Below are 16,938 nucleotides of genomic sequence, written 5' to 3'. Positions count from 1 at the left end.
TATCAATCTATCTAACCTTAGAAAATATAGTGACAAGAAATTTTGACATGTGCAACGAAATATATTATAAGCTTCCAATAAAAAGCTCAAAATGTTGAAATGAAAGGTTTTTAAAAAGTGTAAAAAAAGTAAACATCTATAGGATAAGTGTAAAGAAATTATAAAATAATGAGTTCTTTTGGTGAGTGTGTGATCACTTCTACACCGTCTTTTGTAATGATGACATCATCTTCTATGCGAACACCGCCAACTTGTGGAACGTAAATGCCTGGCTCAACTGTAAGTACCATATTCTCTTCTAAGATGTCTTCACAAACTGACGACATGAATATATTTTCATGGATATCTAACCCGATGCCATGTCCTGCTCCATGTCCGTAATTGTCCCCATAGCCTTTAGCTGTAATGTAGTCACGTGTATAGCTATCTGCATTTTGCCCTGTCATACCAGCTTTCATATTAGAAAGAGCATGTTGCAAGGAATCATAAACAATTTGATATATTTCTTTTAATTGTTCAGGTGGCTCACCAACAGCAATAGTTCTTGTCATGTCAGAACGATAGCCTTGATAATAAGCACCAAAATCAAGTGTTAGCATGTCACCTTGCTCAATTATTTTTGAAGATGCTACACCATGTGGTAGAGCAGAGCGATGACCTGAAGCGATAATCATATCAAATGCAGCACTAGTTGCACCGTTTTTTCGCATATGGGATTCCAATTCATTGGCAATTTCGATTTCTGAAACACCCGGTTTAATGAATGTTAAAATATGCTTAAATGCCTCATCTGAAATCCAAGCTGCCTTCTTAATTATTTCAATTTCTTCTGGTGTCTTAATCATACGTAAATTTTCCACAATATTAGATAAAGGCTTTAATGTTGCTGTCAATTTATTAGCCATTAATTGATAGGCGTAATAAGTTACGTGATGTTGTTCAAAGCCAACTGATTGGATTGAATCTTGATCTAAAATCTCTTGAATCGTTTCATATATACGGTTGCGATCAATCTCATGAACCTCGAAAGTTTTACTTTGCTCCGTTGCTTGTTGTGTGTAGCGGAAGTCCACTAATAAAAGTGCGCGCCTATTAGTTACTACAACCGTTCCTGCACTTCCAGTAAATCCTGTTAGATAACGTCGGTTTTGTGCATTTGTGATAATCATTGCGCTTGTATCTTGTGCTTGTAAAGCATTCCGTAATTGTTCTAATTTTGACATGTTGTCATTCCCCCTTTAGTGAAATTATAATGCAAAATCTGTGCCAATTTTAAAAATATTTGGCGTCGGCATGAAAATTGCATAGATTTTTATAGTGCGATTTCATTCGTGCAATAAAATCAAAGGGGTTTTGAGGATGGCTAAAAAAACAAAATGGCTTGTCGTATTGTTAGGATTAATGCTCATTGTATTGGTCGGTTGTTACGGGAAAGAAAACAATACTTCTGGAAATACTACAAATAGTAATGAATCAGACAATGCATCTACTGATGAAGGCGACAATACTGCTGCACAAGAGCTTCATTTAGTTGCAACAGGTGATTTAACGACAATGAGCTCATTGGGGAGTGTAGATGCACTTGCTGTGACGGCAATGAACTCTGTGTTCGAGGGGTTATATCGTATAGGGCCTGAAAATACACCAGTTCCGGGTATGGCAGAGTCACATGAAGTTTCTGAGGATGGTACAGTTTATACATTTAAAATACGCAAGGATGCAGTGTGGAGTAATGGGTCTCCAGTTACAGCACATGATTTTGAATATGCTTGGAAAAGAGCTATAAACCCAGAAACACAAGCAATTTATTCTTACTTAATGTTGGATATAAAAAATGCGGCCAATGTTCAAACAGAAGAGGACCCACTTTATGGAAAGGTAGAGGAAATTGGTATTAAGGCGTTAAACGATGAAACATTAGAAGTGCAACTAAATGCGCCTATTCCGTATTTTATTAGCTTAACGACTTATGCACCGTTCTTCCCATTAAATGAAGAATTTACAGAATCCCAAGGCGATCAATATGCGCTAGAAGCGGCTAATATGATCTATAATGGTCCTTTCCAGATGGAATCTTGGCAACATGGGCAAGGATGGACGTTCGTCAAAAATGAAAGTTATTGGGATAAAGACACTGTCAAGCTTACTAAAATCACACAAAAAATTGTCAAAGATACAGCAACGGCTGTCAATCTCTATGAGGCTGGTGAAATAGACACTGCCGAGTTATCGAGTGAGTATGTCGCTCAATATAAAGACAGTCCAGAGTATTCAACGTTTTTAAAGCCAAATACGTATTTTATTCGTATAAATCACGAAAATCAATATTTAGCTAATCAAAACATTCGTAAAGCCATTGATTTGGCATGGGATAAACAAGGCTTTGCTGATGTGATATTACAGGATGGTTCTATTCCTGCTTATTATTTAGTACCACAGGGATTATCAACAGATGACAAGGGGAATGACTTCCGCGATGGAAACGGTGATATGAATAAAACAGATATCGAATTAGCGAAGGAACTATGGGCTACTGGCAAAAAGGAACTTGGTGTAGACCAAGTAAAGCTGGAGTTTTTAACATATGACCGTGCAGAATCTAAGAAAGCTGCTGAATTTATTAAAAATCAATTAGAGACGAATTTAGAAGGCTTAGAGCTAACAATTAATATGCAGCCTAATAAGCAAAAACTTGCATTAGAGGGGGCTGTTGATTTTGACTTAGACTATGGCGGTTGGGGTCCTGACTATCAAGATCCTATGACTTACATTGAATTATTTGAATCAACAGCTTATTATAATCAATCCAACTATAAAAATGAAAAAGTGGATGCATTAATAAAACAAGCGAAAACTACCTCTGATGTTATAGAGCGCTGGGAACTTATGCAGCAAGCTGAAAAATTAATGATGGAAGACGTAGCATTCGCTCCAACATTTCAAAAAGGGTTAAGTCGTTTGACAAAACCATACGTGAAAAATTTATATGAGCATCCATTCTCAGCTGACATAAGCTATAAATGGGTAGAAATTGTAAACTAAAAAATGCTGTCCTCTACTTTCGGAGGACAGCATTTTTTCATGTTGTTGAAAAAGGGCGATGTCAACGGCAAAAAAAGCTATTTTGAAAGGCGAGGGGGGTGATTTCCGTTCCGCCAGCGTCCGATGAGCTGCTTCACTCACTGCGTTTGCTCCAGAGTCTCGCCATATGCAAAAGCGTCTTTCCTTATCTTTCATACGAGCCGTAGCGAGCAAAATAGCCCATTATTTGTAGACAGCCTCTTATTTTCAATGTGGAGAAGTGATGAGTGACAACACCCCTCTACCAGACTTTATTTAAAAAACTTTGCTAAAAAGAAACATTTGAGCGAAGCGGCTCGGCGCTCAACCACAGGAAAGCAATTAACCTGCAACGGAAATCCTTTTTCACCTTTCACAAAATTCTATTGATGGTTTTGTTTTTCATTTATAGATAGAAAACTATCGATAAAATGGCTGTTGCGGAACAGCCAAGTATACCCGCTAGTAATAGTGGATAAGTGAAGGTGTAGGAAGGTGCATGAACAAATTCTAAATCTCCATCTAATTCAAAGGCATAGGCACCATTTTTAGTGACACGTGCAAACAAACGTTTAAAACTATAGGCGATACCATTAAAAAGCCCACCTTGCACAACAAATAATGATGCACCTACAATAGTGAACGCAAGTGAAATAAGGAAAATATTGTTGATCAATGTTAAAAAAGTTATTGGTTGATGGAGGAGCCAAGTATAGCTAAGGGAACTTATGACAATACAGCTAGCAAGTAGGGCTGTGACCTTTATATTCAAAGTGATATACCTCCTTCTTGTGCTAGACGGTATTGGACAAGCTCTTCTTCTGTCAGCATAACAAAGTGACCAGGCCGTATCTCTACAAAGCTTTCACTTTCATAATTTCTGCTAGCTTGATAGGTAGCTTCATTAAAAATAATGCGTTTGCGTTCTCGCTCTAACTTAGGATCTGGCAATGGAATGGCTGATAATAATGACTTCGTATAAGGGTGTACTGGGTGATCATAGAGCTCTTGACTGTCTGCTATCTCAACGATTTTTCCTCGATACATCACACCAATACGATCACTAATATATTTCACCATCGACAAGTCATGTGCAATAAAAAGATAGGTCAATCCATGTTCCTTTTGTAACTTTTTCAGTAGATTCACTATTTGTGCCTGGATGGACACGTCCAACGCAGAAATAGGTTCATCTGCAATGATGAGCTCAGGTTCTACAGCAAGAGCACGTGCAATACCAATCCTCTGACGTTGTCCACCACTAAGCTCGTGAGGATAACGGTTTGCATACTCCTTTGTTAATCCTACTATTTTTAATAGCTCATATATTTTGGGCTTCCATTCACTTTTTGGTACTTCATGGATGGCCAATCCTTCTGCAATAATATCCACTATTTTCATACGCGGATTAAGGGAAGAATAGGGATCTTGGAAAATCATTTGCACCTTGCTATTGAAAGTTAGTTTGTCTTTTTTTGTTTGATTGTCATTGATATTACGACCATCAACGTGAATTTCTCCGCTAGTAATCGAATTGAGTCCAATTATGGAACGTCCAGTTGTAGATTTACCACATCCTGATTCTCCCACTAGACCAAAAATTTCTCCTTTATAAATATCGAACGTAATGCCATCAACAGCTTTATTAACAGTGTTTTTTCCTAAAGAAAAGTGCTGCTTGACCTCCTTTAATGATAAATATGGATGTTCTTTATCGAATACAGTGGGTGCTTTACTTTTCTCTTGCTGTACCTGTGTAGGCTGTTGATGAATCGGTACTATTTTAGGTGCGTGTTTATGCAATAACCAAGTTGCTGCGAAATGAGTGTCGCTTATTTGAAACATCGGTGGCTCCTCTATAAAGTCAATTTTCAATGCATGTTTATTACGAGCTGCAAAGGCATCTCCAGTAGGTGGCTGAAGCAGGTTTGGTGGTGTTCCTGGAATGGCATACAATGAATTGGTATCAATATCTGGATTAGGCATGGCTGCAAGTAGGCCTTGTGTATAAGGATGTTGACAATGATAAAAAATTTCATCAACTAAGCCAATTTCAATTATTTTTCCAGCATACATAACAGCAACACGATCAGCCATTTTGGCGACAACACCTAAATCATGGGTAATAAAGATAATCGATAAATTCATTTTTTGTTGTATGTTTTTTAGTAATTCTAAAATTTGTGCTTGGATCGAAACATCTAGTGCTGTAGTAGGCTCATCGGCAATAATGATGCGCGGCTCACAAGCTAGCGCCATGGCAATCACTATTCGTTGGCGCATCCCTCCAGAAAATTGGTGTGGGTACTGTTTATATCGTTTATCAGCTTCTTTAATACCGACTAGTTGCAATAGTTCTATAACACGGTTAGTAATTTGTTGGCCACGTAAAGTTGTATGTTTCTTTATACTTTCTGCTATTTGGCGACCAATCGTCATCGTAGGGTTTAAAGCAGTCATTGGATCTTGAAATATCATGGCTATTTCAGCTCCACGAATTGCTCGGATTTTTTGCTCACTGCAAGTAAAAATATTATGTCCGTTATATAAAATGTGTCCACTTTTTAATATCGTTGTCTCAGTTGGATTGAGGCGAAGAAGGCTTTTAGAAGTAACTGATTTTCCTGAGCCAGACTCGCCTACAATGGCTAAGGTTTCACCTTCAAATAAATCAAATGAAATGTTGCGTACTGCTTGTACCTCACCGTTGTATGTGTTGAATGAGACACTTAAATTTTTCACTTCTAATATTTTTTTCATTTAGAGCATCTCCTTATTTACGAGTTTTTGGATCGAATGCATCACGCAGTCCATCTCCGAGTAAATTAAAGCTAATCATAATCAAGCTAATGACAATAGATGAAACAATCATGCCATGTGGATAAATTCGTAGTAATTTATACGAATCATTGACAATTGTTCCTAAAGAAGCTGTTGGAGGCTGTAGCCCTAATCCGATGAAGCTTAATAATGCTTCCGTGAAAATGGCTCCTGGAATAGTAAACGTAGTTGCAACAATAATTGGCCCAAGCGTGTTGGGAATTAAATGCTTCCAAATGAGACGTTGGTTACTAGCACCAAGTGTCCGTGAAGCAAGCACATATTCATATGATTTTAACTTCAATATTTGTGCTCGAACAATTCGAGCCATACTGATCCAGCCTACAATCACCATTGCAATCGTAATCGAAATAATCCCTGGCTTTAAAATAAGAATCAAAAGTATGTTCACAATTAGGCCAGGGATACCAACTAACACTTCAATAATACGTTGCATGATATTATCTGTCCGACCACCATAAAATGCTGAGACAGCCCCATAGGCAACCCCTATAATGAGATCGATGGTTGCTGCTAAAAAAGCAATATAAAGAGAAATTCGTGTTCCTTCCCATATACGCGTCCAAAGATCTCGACCTAATTCATCTGTACCAAACCAAAAATATTCTGCAACCCCTTTTGCTTCATATTGGTCTACGCCTCGGCTATCAACACCATTCAAGCCTAAGAAAGAAATATTCTCAAGGACAGGAATTTTTGGAGGTAAATTAGTGCGCGCAATATTTTGTTCATCATAACCGTGGCTATTCATAAAAGGGCCGAAAATGGCAAGTAATATAACGACGATAATAGTACATAACCCAACAATAGCTGCTTTATTTTTCCGCAAACCACGCCATGCATCTTGCCAAAATGATTGCTCAGGACGATAGGTGATATCATCCGTAATATCAGTTTGCGTTGCATATTCAAATAACTCCTTTGAATAGCTCTTAGTTATACCTTCTGTCAATTTTATAGTCATGCCTTATCGCCTCCTGTCACACGGATTCGGGGATCAATCAACCCGTATAAAATATCGATGATTAAAATAACGGTTACAAATAGCACCGCATAAAAAATAGTTGTTCCCATAATTAGCTGATAATCGTTGGTAATAATAGAATTAACAAACTGCTCACCTAAACCTGGAATACTGAATATCTTTTCAATAACAAGTGAACCAGTAATAGTGTTAACAGTTAACGGACCAATAATAGTCACGATTGGAATCATGGCATTTCGAATACCATGTTTTGTAATGATAAAAGGGTTTGATAAACCTTTGGCTTTTGCGGTTAAGATGTATTCTTGACTAAGTACTTCTAGCATTTCAATGCGCGTGAAACGGGCAATTGTAGCAACTACTCCAACTGCTAAAGCAATCGTTGGTAAAATAGAATATTCAAAGCCATTCCAAAAGGCAATGGGTAGCCAGCCTAGTTTAACGCCAACCCAATATTGTAGAAAGCCTGCAAAGACAAACGATGGAATCGATATACCTAGTACGGCTAGTATTGTGGCTCCATAATCAATAATAGTGTTATGTTTTAGAGCCGCTATAATTCCTAATAAAAGCCCAATAATTGTTCCCACGATAATGGCTTGAAAGCCCAAAATTGCCGATGCACCGATACGTTCCTGAATAATTTTAGTCACTGGTCGATTATCAAAGACAAAAGAAACTCCTAAATCTCCTTGTACAAGATTCGTTAAATAAATGCCAAATTGCACAGGAACAGGCTTGTCTAACCCATATTTTTTGTAAAGTAGCTCTTTTTGAGGCTCCGGAAGACGCTCATCATTAAATGGTGAACCTGGCAAAGCTTTCATTAATAAAAATGACAGTAGAATAATAATAAAAAGGGTAATGATCATATAACCAATTCGTGTAAATATGTACCGAACCATGGCACCAACCTCCTACTAAATAGTGTTGTTAAAACTATTAATTTATTTGCAAGATTGATGCCAATTGCAGAAATTATGAGAAGAAAAAATATGAAAATATATATTGCATAGCTTTTTACTATATGATATATTTATAAATGTCTTAAAGAGGTCCCGTGGTGTAGCGGTTAACATGCCTGCCTGTCACGCAGGAGATCGCCGGTTCGATCCCGGTCGGGACCGCCATTTAAAATTGATATGATCGCTCTTATGTACTGCTACAGTCATAAGAGCTTTTTTTATTTAATAATGATTTTCTTTCAACTTAGCATTTGAGCATGAAATGCATTCAAGCTTATGTTGAAATTGTGAAAGCATCATTTTATAAAGACCCAGTTCATAGGGTAGAAACATAGAGGCTAAAAGCTTTACAATTTCTGAAGCCTTTATGACCAACCTCCCATTGGTTTTAATAAAATAACATCTATTGCCCTAAATAACGCCTCTACTGCTACTAAAAAATCACCCAATCCCAGTGAAGTTAATTGAATTATTGACATGAGCCTAACTTATTGCATATTTTTAACATTATCTAAAAATAGTAAAAATTACCGATAAATGAGGGCGTTTTTATAAGGTAAAATGAGATATGTTTCTAAAATAAAAATTAGGGGTAAAAATTTAGAAGTAATCGGATTGGCTACGGAGGTGTTTATATGAGCAAAGACCATTTCTTAAAACGTCTTTATTTACCTTTGCTTATTGGTTCCATGATTATGATGGTAGGCTGTGGAGATCCTATTATAGAGATTGAAGAAGCAAATACGTATCACTGGCAAAAAAATATGAACGAAGTAGAATTTGAGAAATTAAAAAATGATATGTCATATATTGAGGTAGTAGAGACAGCAGGCGGCGCAGGTAAAAAGGTTAAAAATAATGAATATCGTTGGAATGATGAAACCCTGTTGACTCAGGCTTATATAGTGAAATTTAAGGATGATAAATTAATTGCTAAAGAGATCATAGCTGTAAAAGGTCATTCCAATAGATAGTTGACACGTCTTCATAAGAGAAGACGTGTTTTTGTTTGCATTTAGGTTACCTAACTATTGTCATCACAGAACAGGGCTTTTTAACAAGCATAATCAAAGCAGGTATAATTGATATTGGATGCTTTGAACATTTTCGTTAGTTTAGGTAAACTAGAGGTAATGTAGTGATGAGAGGAAAAAAGAATATGTATGAAATAATCATGAATTCAGTTGATGATACAGAACGTTTCGCCATTAAACTTGCCAATATACTAGAAGCTCAAGATACGATTACATTAGAAGGGGATCTAGGTGCTGGCAAGACAACATTTACGAAAGCCTTGGCAAAGGGACTTGGGGTCAAACGAACAGTCAACAGTCCAACATTTACGATTGTTAAGCAGTATGAGGGGAGATTACCGTTTAATCATTTAGATGTGTATAGGTTAGCAGAAAGTGATGAAGACCTAGGCTGGGATGAACTGTTTTATGGAGATGCAGTTTCAGTGGTCGAATGGGCGCATTTAATTGAACAGGATTTGCCACAGGATCGCTTAGCGATAGAGATTTACCGAATCGGAGAAAATGAACGACGCTTTGTGTTAATACCTCGTGGAGAACGCTATGAGGCACTATGTGAGGAGCTAATGAAATGATTTGGTTAGGAATAGAAACAGCAAATACACCACTCTCCATTGCAGTTGTGAAGGATGGCAAAGTGGTGGCCGAGATGGTACAAAACATAAAATTAACGCATTCTGCAGGTGCAATGCCGGCGATTGAAGAAATCTTGGCACGAATAGGTTTAAAACCGAATGACTTGGATGTGATTGCAGTGTCTGAAGGGCCAGGTTCTTATACAGGTGTTCGTATAGGCGTGACATTAGCAAAAACCCTAGCATGGACATTACAGAAGCCTTTAGTTGGTGTATCTAGCTTAAAGACATTGGCTGCTAATGCTGCTCTTTACAACGGATTGATTTGTCCAATTATTGATGCTAGAAGAGGCAATGTCTATACAGCTGTTTATCAGGGCGAGACATTAGAGGCCCTTGTGGAGGATCATCATGTACATATTGATGATTTATTAGTGCGTTTAAAGGCATTAGAGGCGCCTATTTTATTTGTAGGAACAGATGTTGATATATTTTGGGAGAATATTGAGCAGGTGCTTGGTGATACAGCAGTACGTGCACCATTTAGTATTGACTTGCCACGCGCAACGGAAGTCATTCGTGTAGCAACGAAATTAGAGTTACCTAGAGTCGAAGCTATCCATCGCTTTGTTCCACAATATAAACGGATTGCAGAAGCTGAGGCGAACTGGCTGAAAGAACAGAAGGAGAAGGAACATGAGTAGGAATGTAACTTATCGTAAAATGGTTTCTGACGATGTGCCAACGGTTTATGAAATTGAAGTGACTTCATTTCCAGTGCCATGGACGTTAGATTCCTTTTACTACGAAGTGCATGAAAATCAGTATGCGCATTATGTGCTGGCTATAGATGAAAATGACAGTATTATTGGTTTTTGTGGGATGTGGATGGTCATAGATGCAGCTCAAATTACAAATGTAGCTGTTATTGAGGAGGCACGTGGCCGAGGGATAGGCGAGGGGTTAATGCGTGAGGCGATGCAAATAGCTCGTTTACATGGAATGGAGGTCATGACGTTAGAGGTACGTGTAACAAATATGGTTGCACAAAATCTCTATCGCAAGCTTCAATTCCAAGATGGTGGCATACGGAAAGGCTATTATACTGATAACGGGGAGGATGCCCTTGTCATGTGGGTGAATTTATAATGAATAATGGATTGATATTAGCAATAGAATCAAGTTGTGATGAAACAGCTGCAGCGATTATTCGAAATGGTCATGAAATTGTGTCGAATGTTGTGGCTTCTCAAATAGAAAGTCATAAGCGATTTGGTGGGGTTGTACCTGAAATTGCATCACGTCATCATGTTGAACAAATTACAGTAGTAATAGAAGAAGCACTGGCACAAGCTAATTTAAAGCCAGCTGATTTAGATGCAGTTGCTGTTACAGAGGGCCCAGGTCTTGTAGGGGCATTATTGATTGGCATTAACGCAGCTAAGGCTTTTGCTTTTGCTAACAGCTTGCCGATTGTTGGCGTCCACCATATTGCAGGACATATTTATGCCAATGCACTTGTTCAGCCAATGGAATTTCCTTTGTTGGCACTTGTCGTATCAGGTGGTCATACAGAGCTTGTTTATATGAAGGAACATGGCTCCTTTGAGGTCATTGGTGAAACACGAGATGATGCAGCTGGTGAAGCCTATGATAAAGTGGCACGCGTTTTAAACTTACCTTATCCAGGTGGACCACGTATTGATCAGCTTGCTCATGAGGGTGAAGAGGCTGTTCCTTTTCCAAGAGTTTGGTTAGAGGAGGGTTCTTATGATTTTAGCTTTAGTGGCTTAAAATCAGCAGTCATCAATTATAAACACAATATGGATCAACGAGGCGAAGCTATTTCGCCAGCAGCCGTTGCTAAAGGTTTTCAGGAAAGTGTTGTCGAAGTACTGACAGCGAAAACATTGCGTGCTGCTCGCGAATATCAGGTGAAGCAAGTCATAGCAGCTGGTGGTGTAGCAGCGAATAAAGGTCTGCGAAGCGCTTTAGAGGCTGTATTTGCCGAGGAAGGTATCCCATTTTTTGTACCACCACTCAAATTGTGTACAGATAATGCGGCAATGATTGGAGCAGCAGCCATGCCAATGTTTGAGGCGGGGGTTCGAGGAAACTTAATGATGAATGGACGTCCCGGAATGGAGTTAAAATCTTGGGTGTAGCAGTAAATGAAGGAGGTATCTTATTGAAGATATCTCTTTTTTGATTGTCGAAAATTTGTTGATAAAAAATGAACGTTGCGAAGAGAATAATAATATTCAACACATTAATTGACAAATTTTTCAGAAAATTATCCACAGGTAATGGAGCGAACTAAGTACCGAACACGCGTACTTATGCACAATATGTTGATAACTTGTGTATAACTTGTGATTATTCAATATATAGTAGCATGTTTTACAAGGTAGGATGTGGATAAAATAATTTTTGATTGTGGACAATGTGGAAAACTCTGTTGATATGTTGGTATTACTAGATTTATAGTGTGTATAAAACTGTGGGCATTTTTTGTCGAAAAATAGCACTTGACCAATATATATGAAAAATAAAGGTGTGTAAAGAAAAAAGCCATGCGGCGAGGCACATGGCTTAAAATCAGTAACTACATATTCATATTTTCAAGTTCCTCATTTAGCTCTAACCATTCTAATTCCAATCGCTCATGCTGTTCTTTAGCAATAGCTAATTCGTCTTGAAGCTGTGAAATTTTTTCGTGATCCGTGAAAATTGCAGGGTCACAGAGAGCTTCCTCGAGCCTATCAATGCTAGCTGTCGTTTCTTGCATTTTCACTTCTAGTTCTTCAATAGTACGTCTAATTTGACGTTCGCGTTTTTTTGCCTCTTTATCAATTTTAGAGGTAGAAGTCTTATCAGGGAGGTCTTGCTGTACTTGTAGTTGGGAGGCAGCCTTCATTTGCGCTAGCTCCAACAGTTCCTGTTTTTTCTCTACATAATAATCATAGTCACCTAAATATTCAAATGACCCAGTTCCAGACAACTCCACCACTTTCGTTGTGATACGATTAATGAAGTAGCGGTCATGGGAGACAAATAGAAGCGTTCCAGGATAATCAATCAGTGCATTTTCCAGAACCTCTTTACTATCTAAGTCTAGATGGTTTGTAGGCTCGTCGAGAATTAAAAAATTGGCCTTTTGCATCATTAATTTTGAGAGTGCAAGGCGTGCTTTTTCACCGCCTGATAAAGAGGATACGGTTTTATCCACATCTTCTCCACTAAATAGGAAGCGTCCTAAGACAGTGCGAATATCTTTTTCATTCATGAGCGGCCATTCATCCCATAGCTCTTTCAAGACACTTTTATTGCTTGAAAGCTTTGCTTGCTCTTGATCATAATAGCCAATTTGTACATTAGTACCATAACGAATAGCACCTGCAAGAGGTGTTAAATCTTTCACAATTGTTTTTAATAATGTTGATTTACCAACCCCATTTGGTCCAACAAGGGCTATCCGATCCTCGCGAAAAGTGCGCAGGTTAATACCACTAGATATTAGCTGATCATCATAGCCGATTGTTAAATCATCGACGGATAAAACATCATTACCACTTTGACGTTCGATAGTAAAACCAAAACTAGCGGATTTCTCATCACCATCTGGCGATTCCATCCACTCAGTTCGTTCAAGCATTTTACGTCGACTTTGTGCCATTTTTGTTGTAGAGGCACGTGCAATATTCTTTTGGATAAAATCCTCTAGCTTGGCCTTTTCATCTTGCTGACGCTCAAAAAGTTTGACATCGCGTTCATAGGTTTTAGCCTTTTCATCTAAATAAGCACTGTAATTGCCTGTATATTTTGTAACACGATGACGTGACACCTCGTAGACAATGGAAACGACTTGGTCTAAGAAGTAGCGGTCATGGGAAACAATTAAAATAGCTCCTTCATAGCTCTTTAAATAAGATTCCAACCAAGATAATGTTTCGATATCTAAATGGTTCGTAGGCTCATCGAGAATTAAAAGGTCTGGTTTACTAAGTAAAAGCTTAGCCAGTGCTAAACGTGTGCGTTGTCCACCAGATAGTGAGCTGATGGGTTTATCATAGTCTTCGGGATAGAACTGCATTCCATGAAGCACTGAACGTATGTCCGATTCATATTGATAGCCGCCAGCATCCTTAAAAGTATGCTGTAGTTGATCGTATTCCGACATAACTTTCGCATACAGAGTGGAATTTTCGTAAACGGTAGGATCAGCCATCTGCTGTTCGAGCGAGCGGAGCGTTTGTTCTTGAGCTAAAAGCGGTTCGAAAATGGTCATCATTTCATCCCAAATAGTTAACGTAGAATTTAATCCAGCATGTTGCTCTAAATAGCCAACCTGAACGCCCTTTGGGATAATGATATCCCCAGAGTCATAGGACATTTGACCAGCGATTATTTTTAATAAAGTCGATTTACCTGCACCGTTTCGCCCTACTAAGGCAACGCGATCACGGTGTTGAACTTCTAATTTAACACCACTTAAAATTTCATCTGCAAGAAAGGATTTAGTTAGTTGATTGACCTGTAAAACAATCATTCTTGACACCTCAATTCTACCTTAGTGTAATGGATGAACGATTTGCATGCAATGTAGGTGCTTTACTTATTCCTAGCAGTCATGTAAGATTGAAACGATTTCTTTTTAGTTAGTTGCGTACAAAGCGCCATTAACTAAAGAGAAATACGCTAGTGGATTGCAAAAATGTTGTATATAGTTAAGGATAAATGTATTAAAATTAGTAGTTAAATACAGTAAAATTGATTGAGGTTCATCATAAGGAGGAGAAAGTTTGAAACAAGAATTAAAAATCCCACAAGCCACTACAAAAAGACTTCCTCTTTACTATCGATTTATTCAAAACTTTGCACAAGAAGGTATGGAACGTATTTCGTCGAAGGAACTGAGTGAAGCGATGAAAATAGATTCTGCAACGATTCGCCGTGATTTTTCTTATTTTGGCGCTCTTGGTAAAAAGGGCTATGGCTATGATGTGCAGCATTTATTACAATTTTTTAGCCAGACGCTTGATCAACATGAAGCGACAAAAGTAGCGTTAATTGGCGTGGGGAATTTGGGCAGTGCATTATTAAAATATAATTTTCAAAAAAACCATAATACACATATTGTCGTAGCATTCGATTCTAAAGCACCGAAGGATGGCAAAATGATTAGTAATATTCCTGTTTTTCATCCAGATTTGCTGGAGGAGAAGTATGCTGAATACGGTGCAGAGCTTGCGATTTTAACCGTTTCACCACGCTCCGCACAAAAAATGGCGGATCGTTTAGCAGCAATGAATGCAAAGGGTATTTTAAACTTTACACCAGAACGGTTAACAGTACCAGATAGAATGCAGCTCTTAACCATTGATTTATCGGTAGAATTGCAAGCGCTTATATATTTAATTCGTAATCAGGAAGTGTGAAAATAATACATATTTTTAAGTGTAATTCACCATTTCTGTCAAATAATATTTTTTAATAAAATGCGGGTAAACCTATGAGAGAGACGAAAAACTTTCACATATAATTAGTTAGCAAAATGGCGAAATATGCGTTAAAATGATGGATATAAAGAGGAGGTGGCTGTAATGGGTGGAATTGGTCCTATGAGCCTCATTATTATCGGAATTGTCGCGTTATTAATTTTTGGCCCTAAGAAGTTACCAGAGCTTGGTAAGGCATTTGGTTCAACACTACGTGAATTCAAAAATGCTACTAAAGGTTTAGCCGACGAAGATGATGATGACAAGAAAAAGAAAGAACTAGATAAGTAAGTTAGGATGTTTGAGGAATGAATCCAAAAGATCTAACTGTCATTGAGCATATAGAAGAATTAAGAAAACGGCTGTTCATTGTTGCCGTTTTCTTTGTTCTCGCTATGGCTGGCGGCTTTTTCGTCGCAAAGCCGCTTGTTAAATACCTTCAAATGACTGGAGCAAAATATAATATTGAGCTTCATGCATTTGACGTAGTCACACCACTTGCGATTTATATCCAAGTTGTTTTTATAATTGCCTTTATTCTTTCATCGCCAGTGTTGATGTATCAATTGTGGTCGTTTATCAGCCCTGGATTAAGAGAAGTAGAACGTAAAGCCACTCTAAGCTATATACCATATTCATTTCTATTGTTTATTGCAGGGTTATCTTTTTCGTACTTTTTACTCTTCCCGTATGTCATAAAATTCATGATGAATTTATCGAATGATTTGGAGATACAGCAAACCATTGGTATACATGAGTATTTTACATTTTTGTTTAAGCTTACAATACCTTTTGGTTTTCTATTCCAGTTACCGATTGTTGTTTTATTCTTTTCGCGAATTGGTATATTAAGTCCAGATTTACTAATTCGAATTCGTAAATATTCATACTTTGGTTTATTTGTATGTGCAGCGATTATTGCACCGCCTGAGTTGGCGTCACATTTAATGGTTTCTGTGCCATTGTTTATCTTGTATGAAATTAGTATTATGATTTCTCGGATTGGTTATAAGAAATATCTTAAATCAGAGGAAATTCGTTTAAAAGAAGAACAGGAAGCGGAGCAAAAGCGTCAGATTGAAGAGGCGCTTGAGCAGCAACGACGACAAATAGAAGAATTGAATCAACAGTAATAGATAAAGCTCGGTGCCCTCAATGGGACACCGAGCTTTTGTGTTCTAATTCCGCTTTACGATGACTTTACAAAAAATTATTGCATTTTTTCTAGTTCTTGAAGAAACTTTTGCAATGGCTCTGCATAGAATTGTACAAGTGTCACAAATCCATTAAGCATAACGTGTGCGATAATAGAAGTCCAAATGCGTTTTGTTTTGTGATATAAAAAGGCAAATATTAAGCCACAAATGGTATAAAGCAAGATATGCGAGAAGTCGAAGTGGATAATCGCAAAGAATATGGCACTTACTATAGCCGCCACCCAGAAATTTGTTGTTTGGACAAGCGAGCCAAATATGACTCTGCGGAAGACGAATTCTTCTAAAATAGGCCCAAATACAACAATCGCTAATATAGCAACGGGAGCACCTTGAGCTATAGCGACGATATCTGCGGTATTTTGGGAACCTCCTTCGATACCGAAAACAGCCATCTCAATAGCGGCACCAATCATTTGACCAAAGAACACGAGGAAGAAACCGAAGATTCCCCAAACAATTGTAAGAGGGATCGTTTCCTTTTTTCCTTGATAAATGTTCCAAAAGGCTTTATCACGAGATGTTAGGATTAAGCTTAAAATGAGCGCAATAGCAAAACTAAGGGCAATATACCAGCCTTGAGTAATGGGAGCCGCTTGTTCAGAAGCTAGACCAGTTATCTTCATAACGAGCTTATGAAACGGTAAGAGCAGCCATCTGCTTGAAATCTGCATCAAGATATAAATTAATAAGACATACAGGGCTGTTTTTTTATGTTTCGTTATTTTTTGAGAATTAGTCACAGTCAAAATCCTTTCCATTCATA

The 16,938-nt window shown here is 37.9% G+C and carries 16 protein-coding genes and 1 tRNA gene; 10 read left to right on the top strand and 7 right to left on the bottom strand.

From position 1 onward, the window contains the following. Positions 1 to 158: 158 nt before the first annotated feature. Entirely contained in the window at positions 159 to 1,223 is a 1,065-nt protein-coding gene (locus tag NST76_RS19670) for a Xaa-Pro peptidase family protein (RefSeq protein ID WP_036119051.1), read from the bottom strand. Between the two features lie 136 nt (positions 1,224 to 1,359). On the opposite strand from NST76_RS19670, the gene NST76_RS19665 reads away from it, so the two are divergent. Continuing rightward, on the top strand, positions 1,360 to 3,042 hold the full coding sequence (locus NST76_RS19665; RefSeq protein ID WP_058843569.1) for a peptide ABC transporter substrate-binding protein: 1,683 nt from the start codon (positions 1,360 to 1,362) through the stop codon (positions 3,040 to 3,042). 424 nt (positions 3,043 to 3,466) lie between these two features. On the opposite strand, the gene NST76_RS19660 is transcribed toward NST76_RS19665, so the two are convergent. From NST76_RS19660 to opp3b, 4 genes are read right to left on the bottom strand one after another with little or no spacing between them, the layout of a single operon-like run. Beyond that, positions 3,467 to 3,832, bottom strand: a complete 366-nt coding sequence (locus tag NST76_RS19660) for a DUF3899 domain-containing protein (RefSeq protein WP_342544379.1) — start codon at positions 3,830 to 3,832, stop codon at positions 3,467 to 3,469. Next, positions 3,829 to 5,820: an ABC transporter ATP-binding protein gene (locus tag NST76_RS19655; RefSeq protein WP_342544377.1), complete on the bottom strand. Its 1,992-nt coding sequence runs from the start codon at positions 5,818 to 5,820 to the stop codon at positions 3,829 to 3,831. Before NST76_RS19655 ends, NST76_RS19660 begins: the two co-directional genes overlap by 4 nt. Positions 5,821 to 5,833: 13 nt before the next feature. Beyond that, entirely contained in the window at positions 5,834 to 6,865 is a 1,032-nt protein-coding gene (gene opp3C, locus NST76_RS19650) for an oligopeptide ABC transporter permease (RefSeq protein WP_330493945.1), read from the bottom strand. Then, complete coding sequence (opp3b, locus tag NST76_RS19645; RefSeq protein WP_058843570.1) at positions 6,862 to 7,791, bottom strand: oligopeptide ABC transporter permease; 930 nt, start codon at positions 7,789 to 7,791, stop codon at positions 6,862 to 6,864. The genes opp3C and opp3b overlap by 4 nt, the downstream gene beginning before the upstream one ends. A gap of 149 nt (positions 7,792 to 7,940) precedes the next feature. On the opposite strand from opp3b, the gene NST76_RS19640 reads away from it, so the two are divergent. From NST76_RS19640 to tsaD, 6 genes are all read left to right on the top strand, one after another. Beyond that, positions 7,941 to 8,016 (top strand) — tRNA-Asp (locus NST76_RS19640). Between the two features lie 470 nt (positions 8,017 to 8,486). Next, complete coding sequence (locus NST76_RS19635) at positions 8,487 to 8,825, top strand: hypothetical protein (RefSeq protein WP_036119013.1); 339 nt, start codon at positions 8,487 to 8,489, stop codon at positions 8,823 to 8,825. A gap of 185 nt (positions 8,826 to 9,010) precedes the next feature. Then, on the top strand, positions 9,011 to 9,460 hold the full coding sequence (gene tsaE, locus NST76_RS19630) for a tRNA (adenosine(37)-N6)-threonylcarbamoyltransferase complex ATPase subunit type 1 TsaE (protein WP_036119017.1): 450 nt from the start codon (positions 9,011 to 9,013) through the stop codon (positions 9,458 to 9,460). Further along, positions 9,457 to 10,164, top strand: a complete 708-nt coding sequence (gene tsaB, locus NST76_RS19625; protein ID WP_342544374.1) for a tRNA (adenosine(37)-N6)-threonylcarbamoyltransferase complex dimerization subunit type 1 TsaB — start codon at positions 9,457 to 9,459, stop codon at positions 10,162 to 10,164. The genes tsaE and tsaB overlap by 4 nt, the downstream gene beginning before the upstream one ends. Continuing rightward, complete coding sequence (rimI, locus tag NST76_RS19620) at positions 10,157 to 10,609, top strand: ribosomal protein S18-alanine N-acetyltransferase (RefSeq protein ID WP_058843572.1); 453 nt, start codon at positions 10,157 to 10,159, stop codon at positions 10,607 to 10,609. Before tsaB ends, rimI begins: the two co-directional genes overlap by 8 nt. After that, on the top strand, positions 10,609 to 11,625 hold the full coding sequence (gene tsaD, locus NST76_RS19615) for a tRNA (adenosine(37)-N6)-threonylcarbamoyltransferase complex transferase subunit TsaD (RefSeq protein WP_058843573.1): 1,017 nt from the start codon (positions 10,609 to 10,611) through the stop codon (positions 11,623 to 11,625). The genes rimI and tsaD overlap by 1 nt, the downstream gene beginning before the upstream one ends. 440 nt (positions 11,626 to 12,065) lie before the next feature. Here tsaD and NST76_RS19610 read toward each other — a convergent pair whose 3' ends face one another. After that, the gene (locus NST76_RS19610) at positions 12,066 to 14,009 is read right to left on the bottom strand and encodes an ATP-binding cassette domain-containing protein (RefSeq protein ID WP_340812211.1); all 1,944 of its coding nucleotides are present in this window, start codon (positions 14,007 to 14,009) and stop codon (positions 12,066 to 12,068) included. A 253-nt stretch (positions 14,010 to 14,262) separates the two neighbouring features. Here NST76_RS19610 and NST76_RS19605 point away from each other — a divergent pair, with 253 nt between their 5' ends. From NST76_RS19605 to tatC, 3 genes are all read left to right on the top strand, one after another. After that, positions 14,263 to 14,898, top strand: a complete 636-nt coding sequence (locus NST76_RS19605) for a redox-sensing transcriptional repressor Rex (protein WP_036119002.1) — start codon at positions 14,263 to 14,265, stop codon at positions 14,896 to 14,898. A gap of 165 nt (positions 14,899 to 15,063) precedes the next feature. Beyond that, on the top strand, positions 15,064 to 15,249 hold the full coding sequence (locus tag NST76_RS19600; RefSeq protein ID WP_010857065.1) for a twin-arginine translocase TatA/TatE family subunit: 186 nt from the start codon (positions 15,064 to 15,066) through the stop codon (positions 15,247 to 15,249). Positions 15,250 to 15,266: 17 nt separating this feature from the next. Then, positions 15,267 to 16,091 (top strand): twin-arginine translocase subunit TatC, encoded by an 825-nt coding sequence (gene tatC, locus NST76_RS19595; protein ID WP_036119000.1) that lies wholly within the window; start codon positions 15,267 to 15,269, stop codon positions 16,089 to 16,091. A 77-nt stretch (positions 16,092 to 16,168) separates the two neighbouring features. Here tatC and NST76_RS19590 read toward each other — a convergent pair whose 3' ends face one another. Further along, the gene (locus NST76_RS19590) at positions 16,169 to 16,933 is read right to left on the bottom strand and encodes a type II CAAX endopeptidase family protein (RefSeq protein WP_058843575.1); all 765 of its coding nucleotides are present in this window, start codon (positions 16,931 to 16,933) and stop codon (positions 16,169 to 16,171) included. Positions 16,934 to 16,938 lie beyond the last annotated feature (5 nt).

It is taken from the genome of Lysinibacillus sp. FSL W7-1291, from assembly GCF_038593415.1.
Taxonomy (GTDB): domain Bacteria; phylum Bacillota; class Bacilli; order Bacillales_A; family Planococcaceae; genus Lysinibacillus; species Lysinibacillus fusiformis_D.
The sequence above is the reverse complement of the archived record's forward strand: the minus strand, read 5'-3'. Positions and strand labels throughout refer to the sequence as shown.

Excerpts from the sequence above, each read along its gene's own strand:
- NST76_RS19670 (WP_036119051.1), bottom strand. The coding sequence starts at position 1,223 with ATGTCAAAATTAGAACAATTACGGAATGCTTTACAAGCACAAGATACA.
- NST76_RS19665 (WP_058843569.1), top strand. The coding sequence starts at position 1,360 with ATGGCTAAAAAAACAAAATGGCTTGTCGTATTGTTAGGATTAATGCTC.
- NST76_RS19655 (WP_342544377.1), bottom strand. The coding sequence starts at position 5,820 with ATGAAAAAAATATTAGAAGTGAAAAATTTAAGTGTCTCATTCAACACA.
- opp3C (WP_330493945.1), bottom strand. The coding sequence starts at position 6,865 with ATGACTATAAAATTGACAGAAGGTATAACTAAGAGCTATTCAAAGGAG.
- opp3b (WP_058843570.1), bottom strand. The coding sequence starts at position 7,791 with ATGGTTCGGTACATATTTACACGAATTGGTTATATGATCATTACCCTT.
- NST76_RS19635 (WP_036119013.1), top strand. The coding sequence starts at position 8,487 with ATGAGCAAAGACCATTTCTTAAAACGTCTTTATTTACCTTTGCTTATT.
- tsaE (WP_036119017.1), top strand. The coding sequence starts at position 9,011 with ATGTATGAAATAATCATGAATTCAGTTGATGATACAGAACGTTTCGCC.
- tsaB (WP_342544374.1), top strand. The coding sequence starts at position 9,457 with ATGATTTGGTTAGGAATAGAAACAGCAAATACACCACTCTCCATTGCA.
- rimI (WP_058843572.1), top strand. The coding sequence starts at position 10,157 with ATGAGTAGGAATGTAACTTATCGTAAAATGGTTTCTGACGATGTGCCA.
- tsaD (WP_058843573.1), top strand. The coding sequence starts at position 10,609 with ATGAATAATGGATTGATATTAGCAATAGAATCAAGTTGTGATGAAACA.
- NST76_RS19610 (WP_340812211.1), bottom strand. The coding sequence starts at position 14,009 with ATGATTGTTTTACAGGTCAATCAACTAACTAAATCCTTTCTTGCAGAT.
- NST76_RS19600 (WP_010857065.1), top strand. The coding sequence starts at position 15,064 with ATGGGTGGAATTGGTCCTATGAGCCTCATTATTATCGGAATTGTCGCG.
- tatC (WP_036119000.1), top strand. The coding sequence starts at position 15,267 with ATGAATCCAAAAGATCTAACTGTCATTGAGCATATAGAAGAATTAAGA.
- NST76_RS19590 (WP_058843575.1), bottom strand. The coding sequence starts at position 16,933 with ATGGAAAGGATTTTGACTGTGACTAATTCTCAAAAAATAACGAAACAT.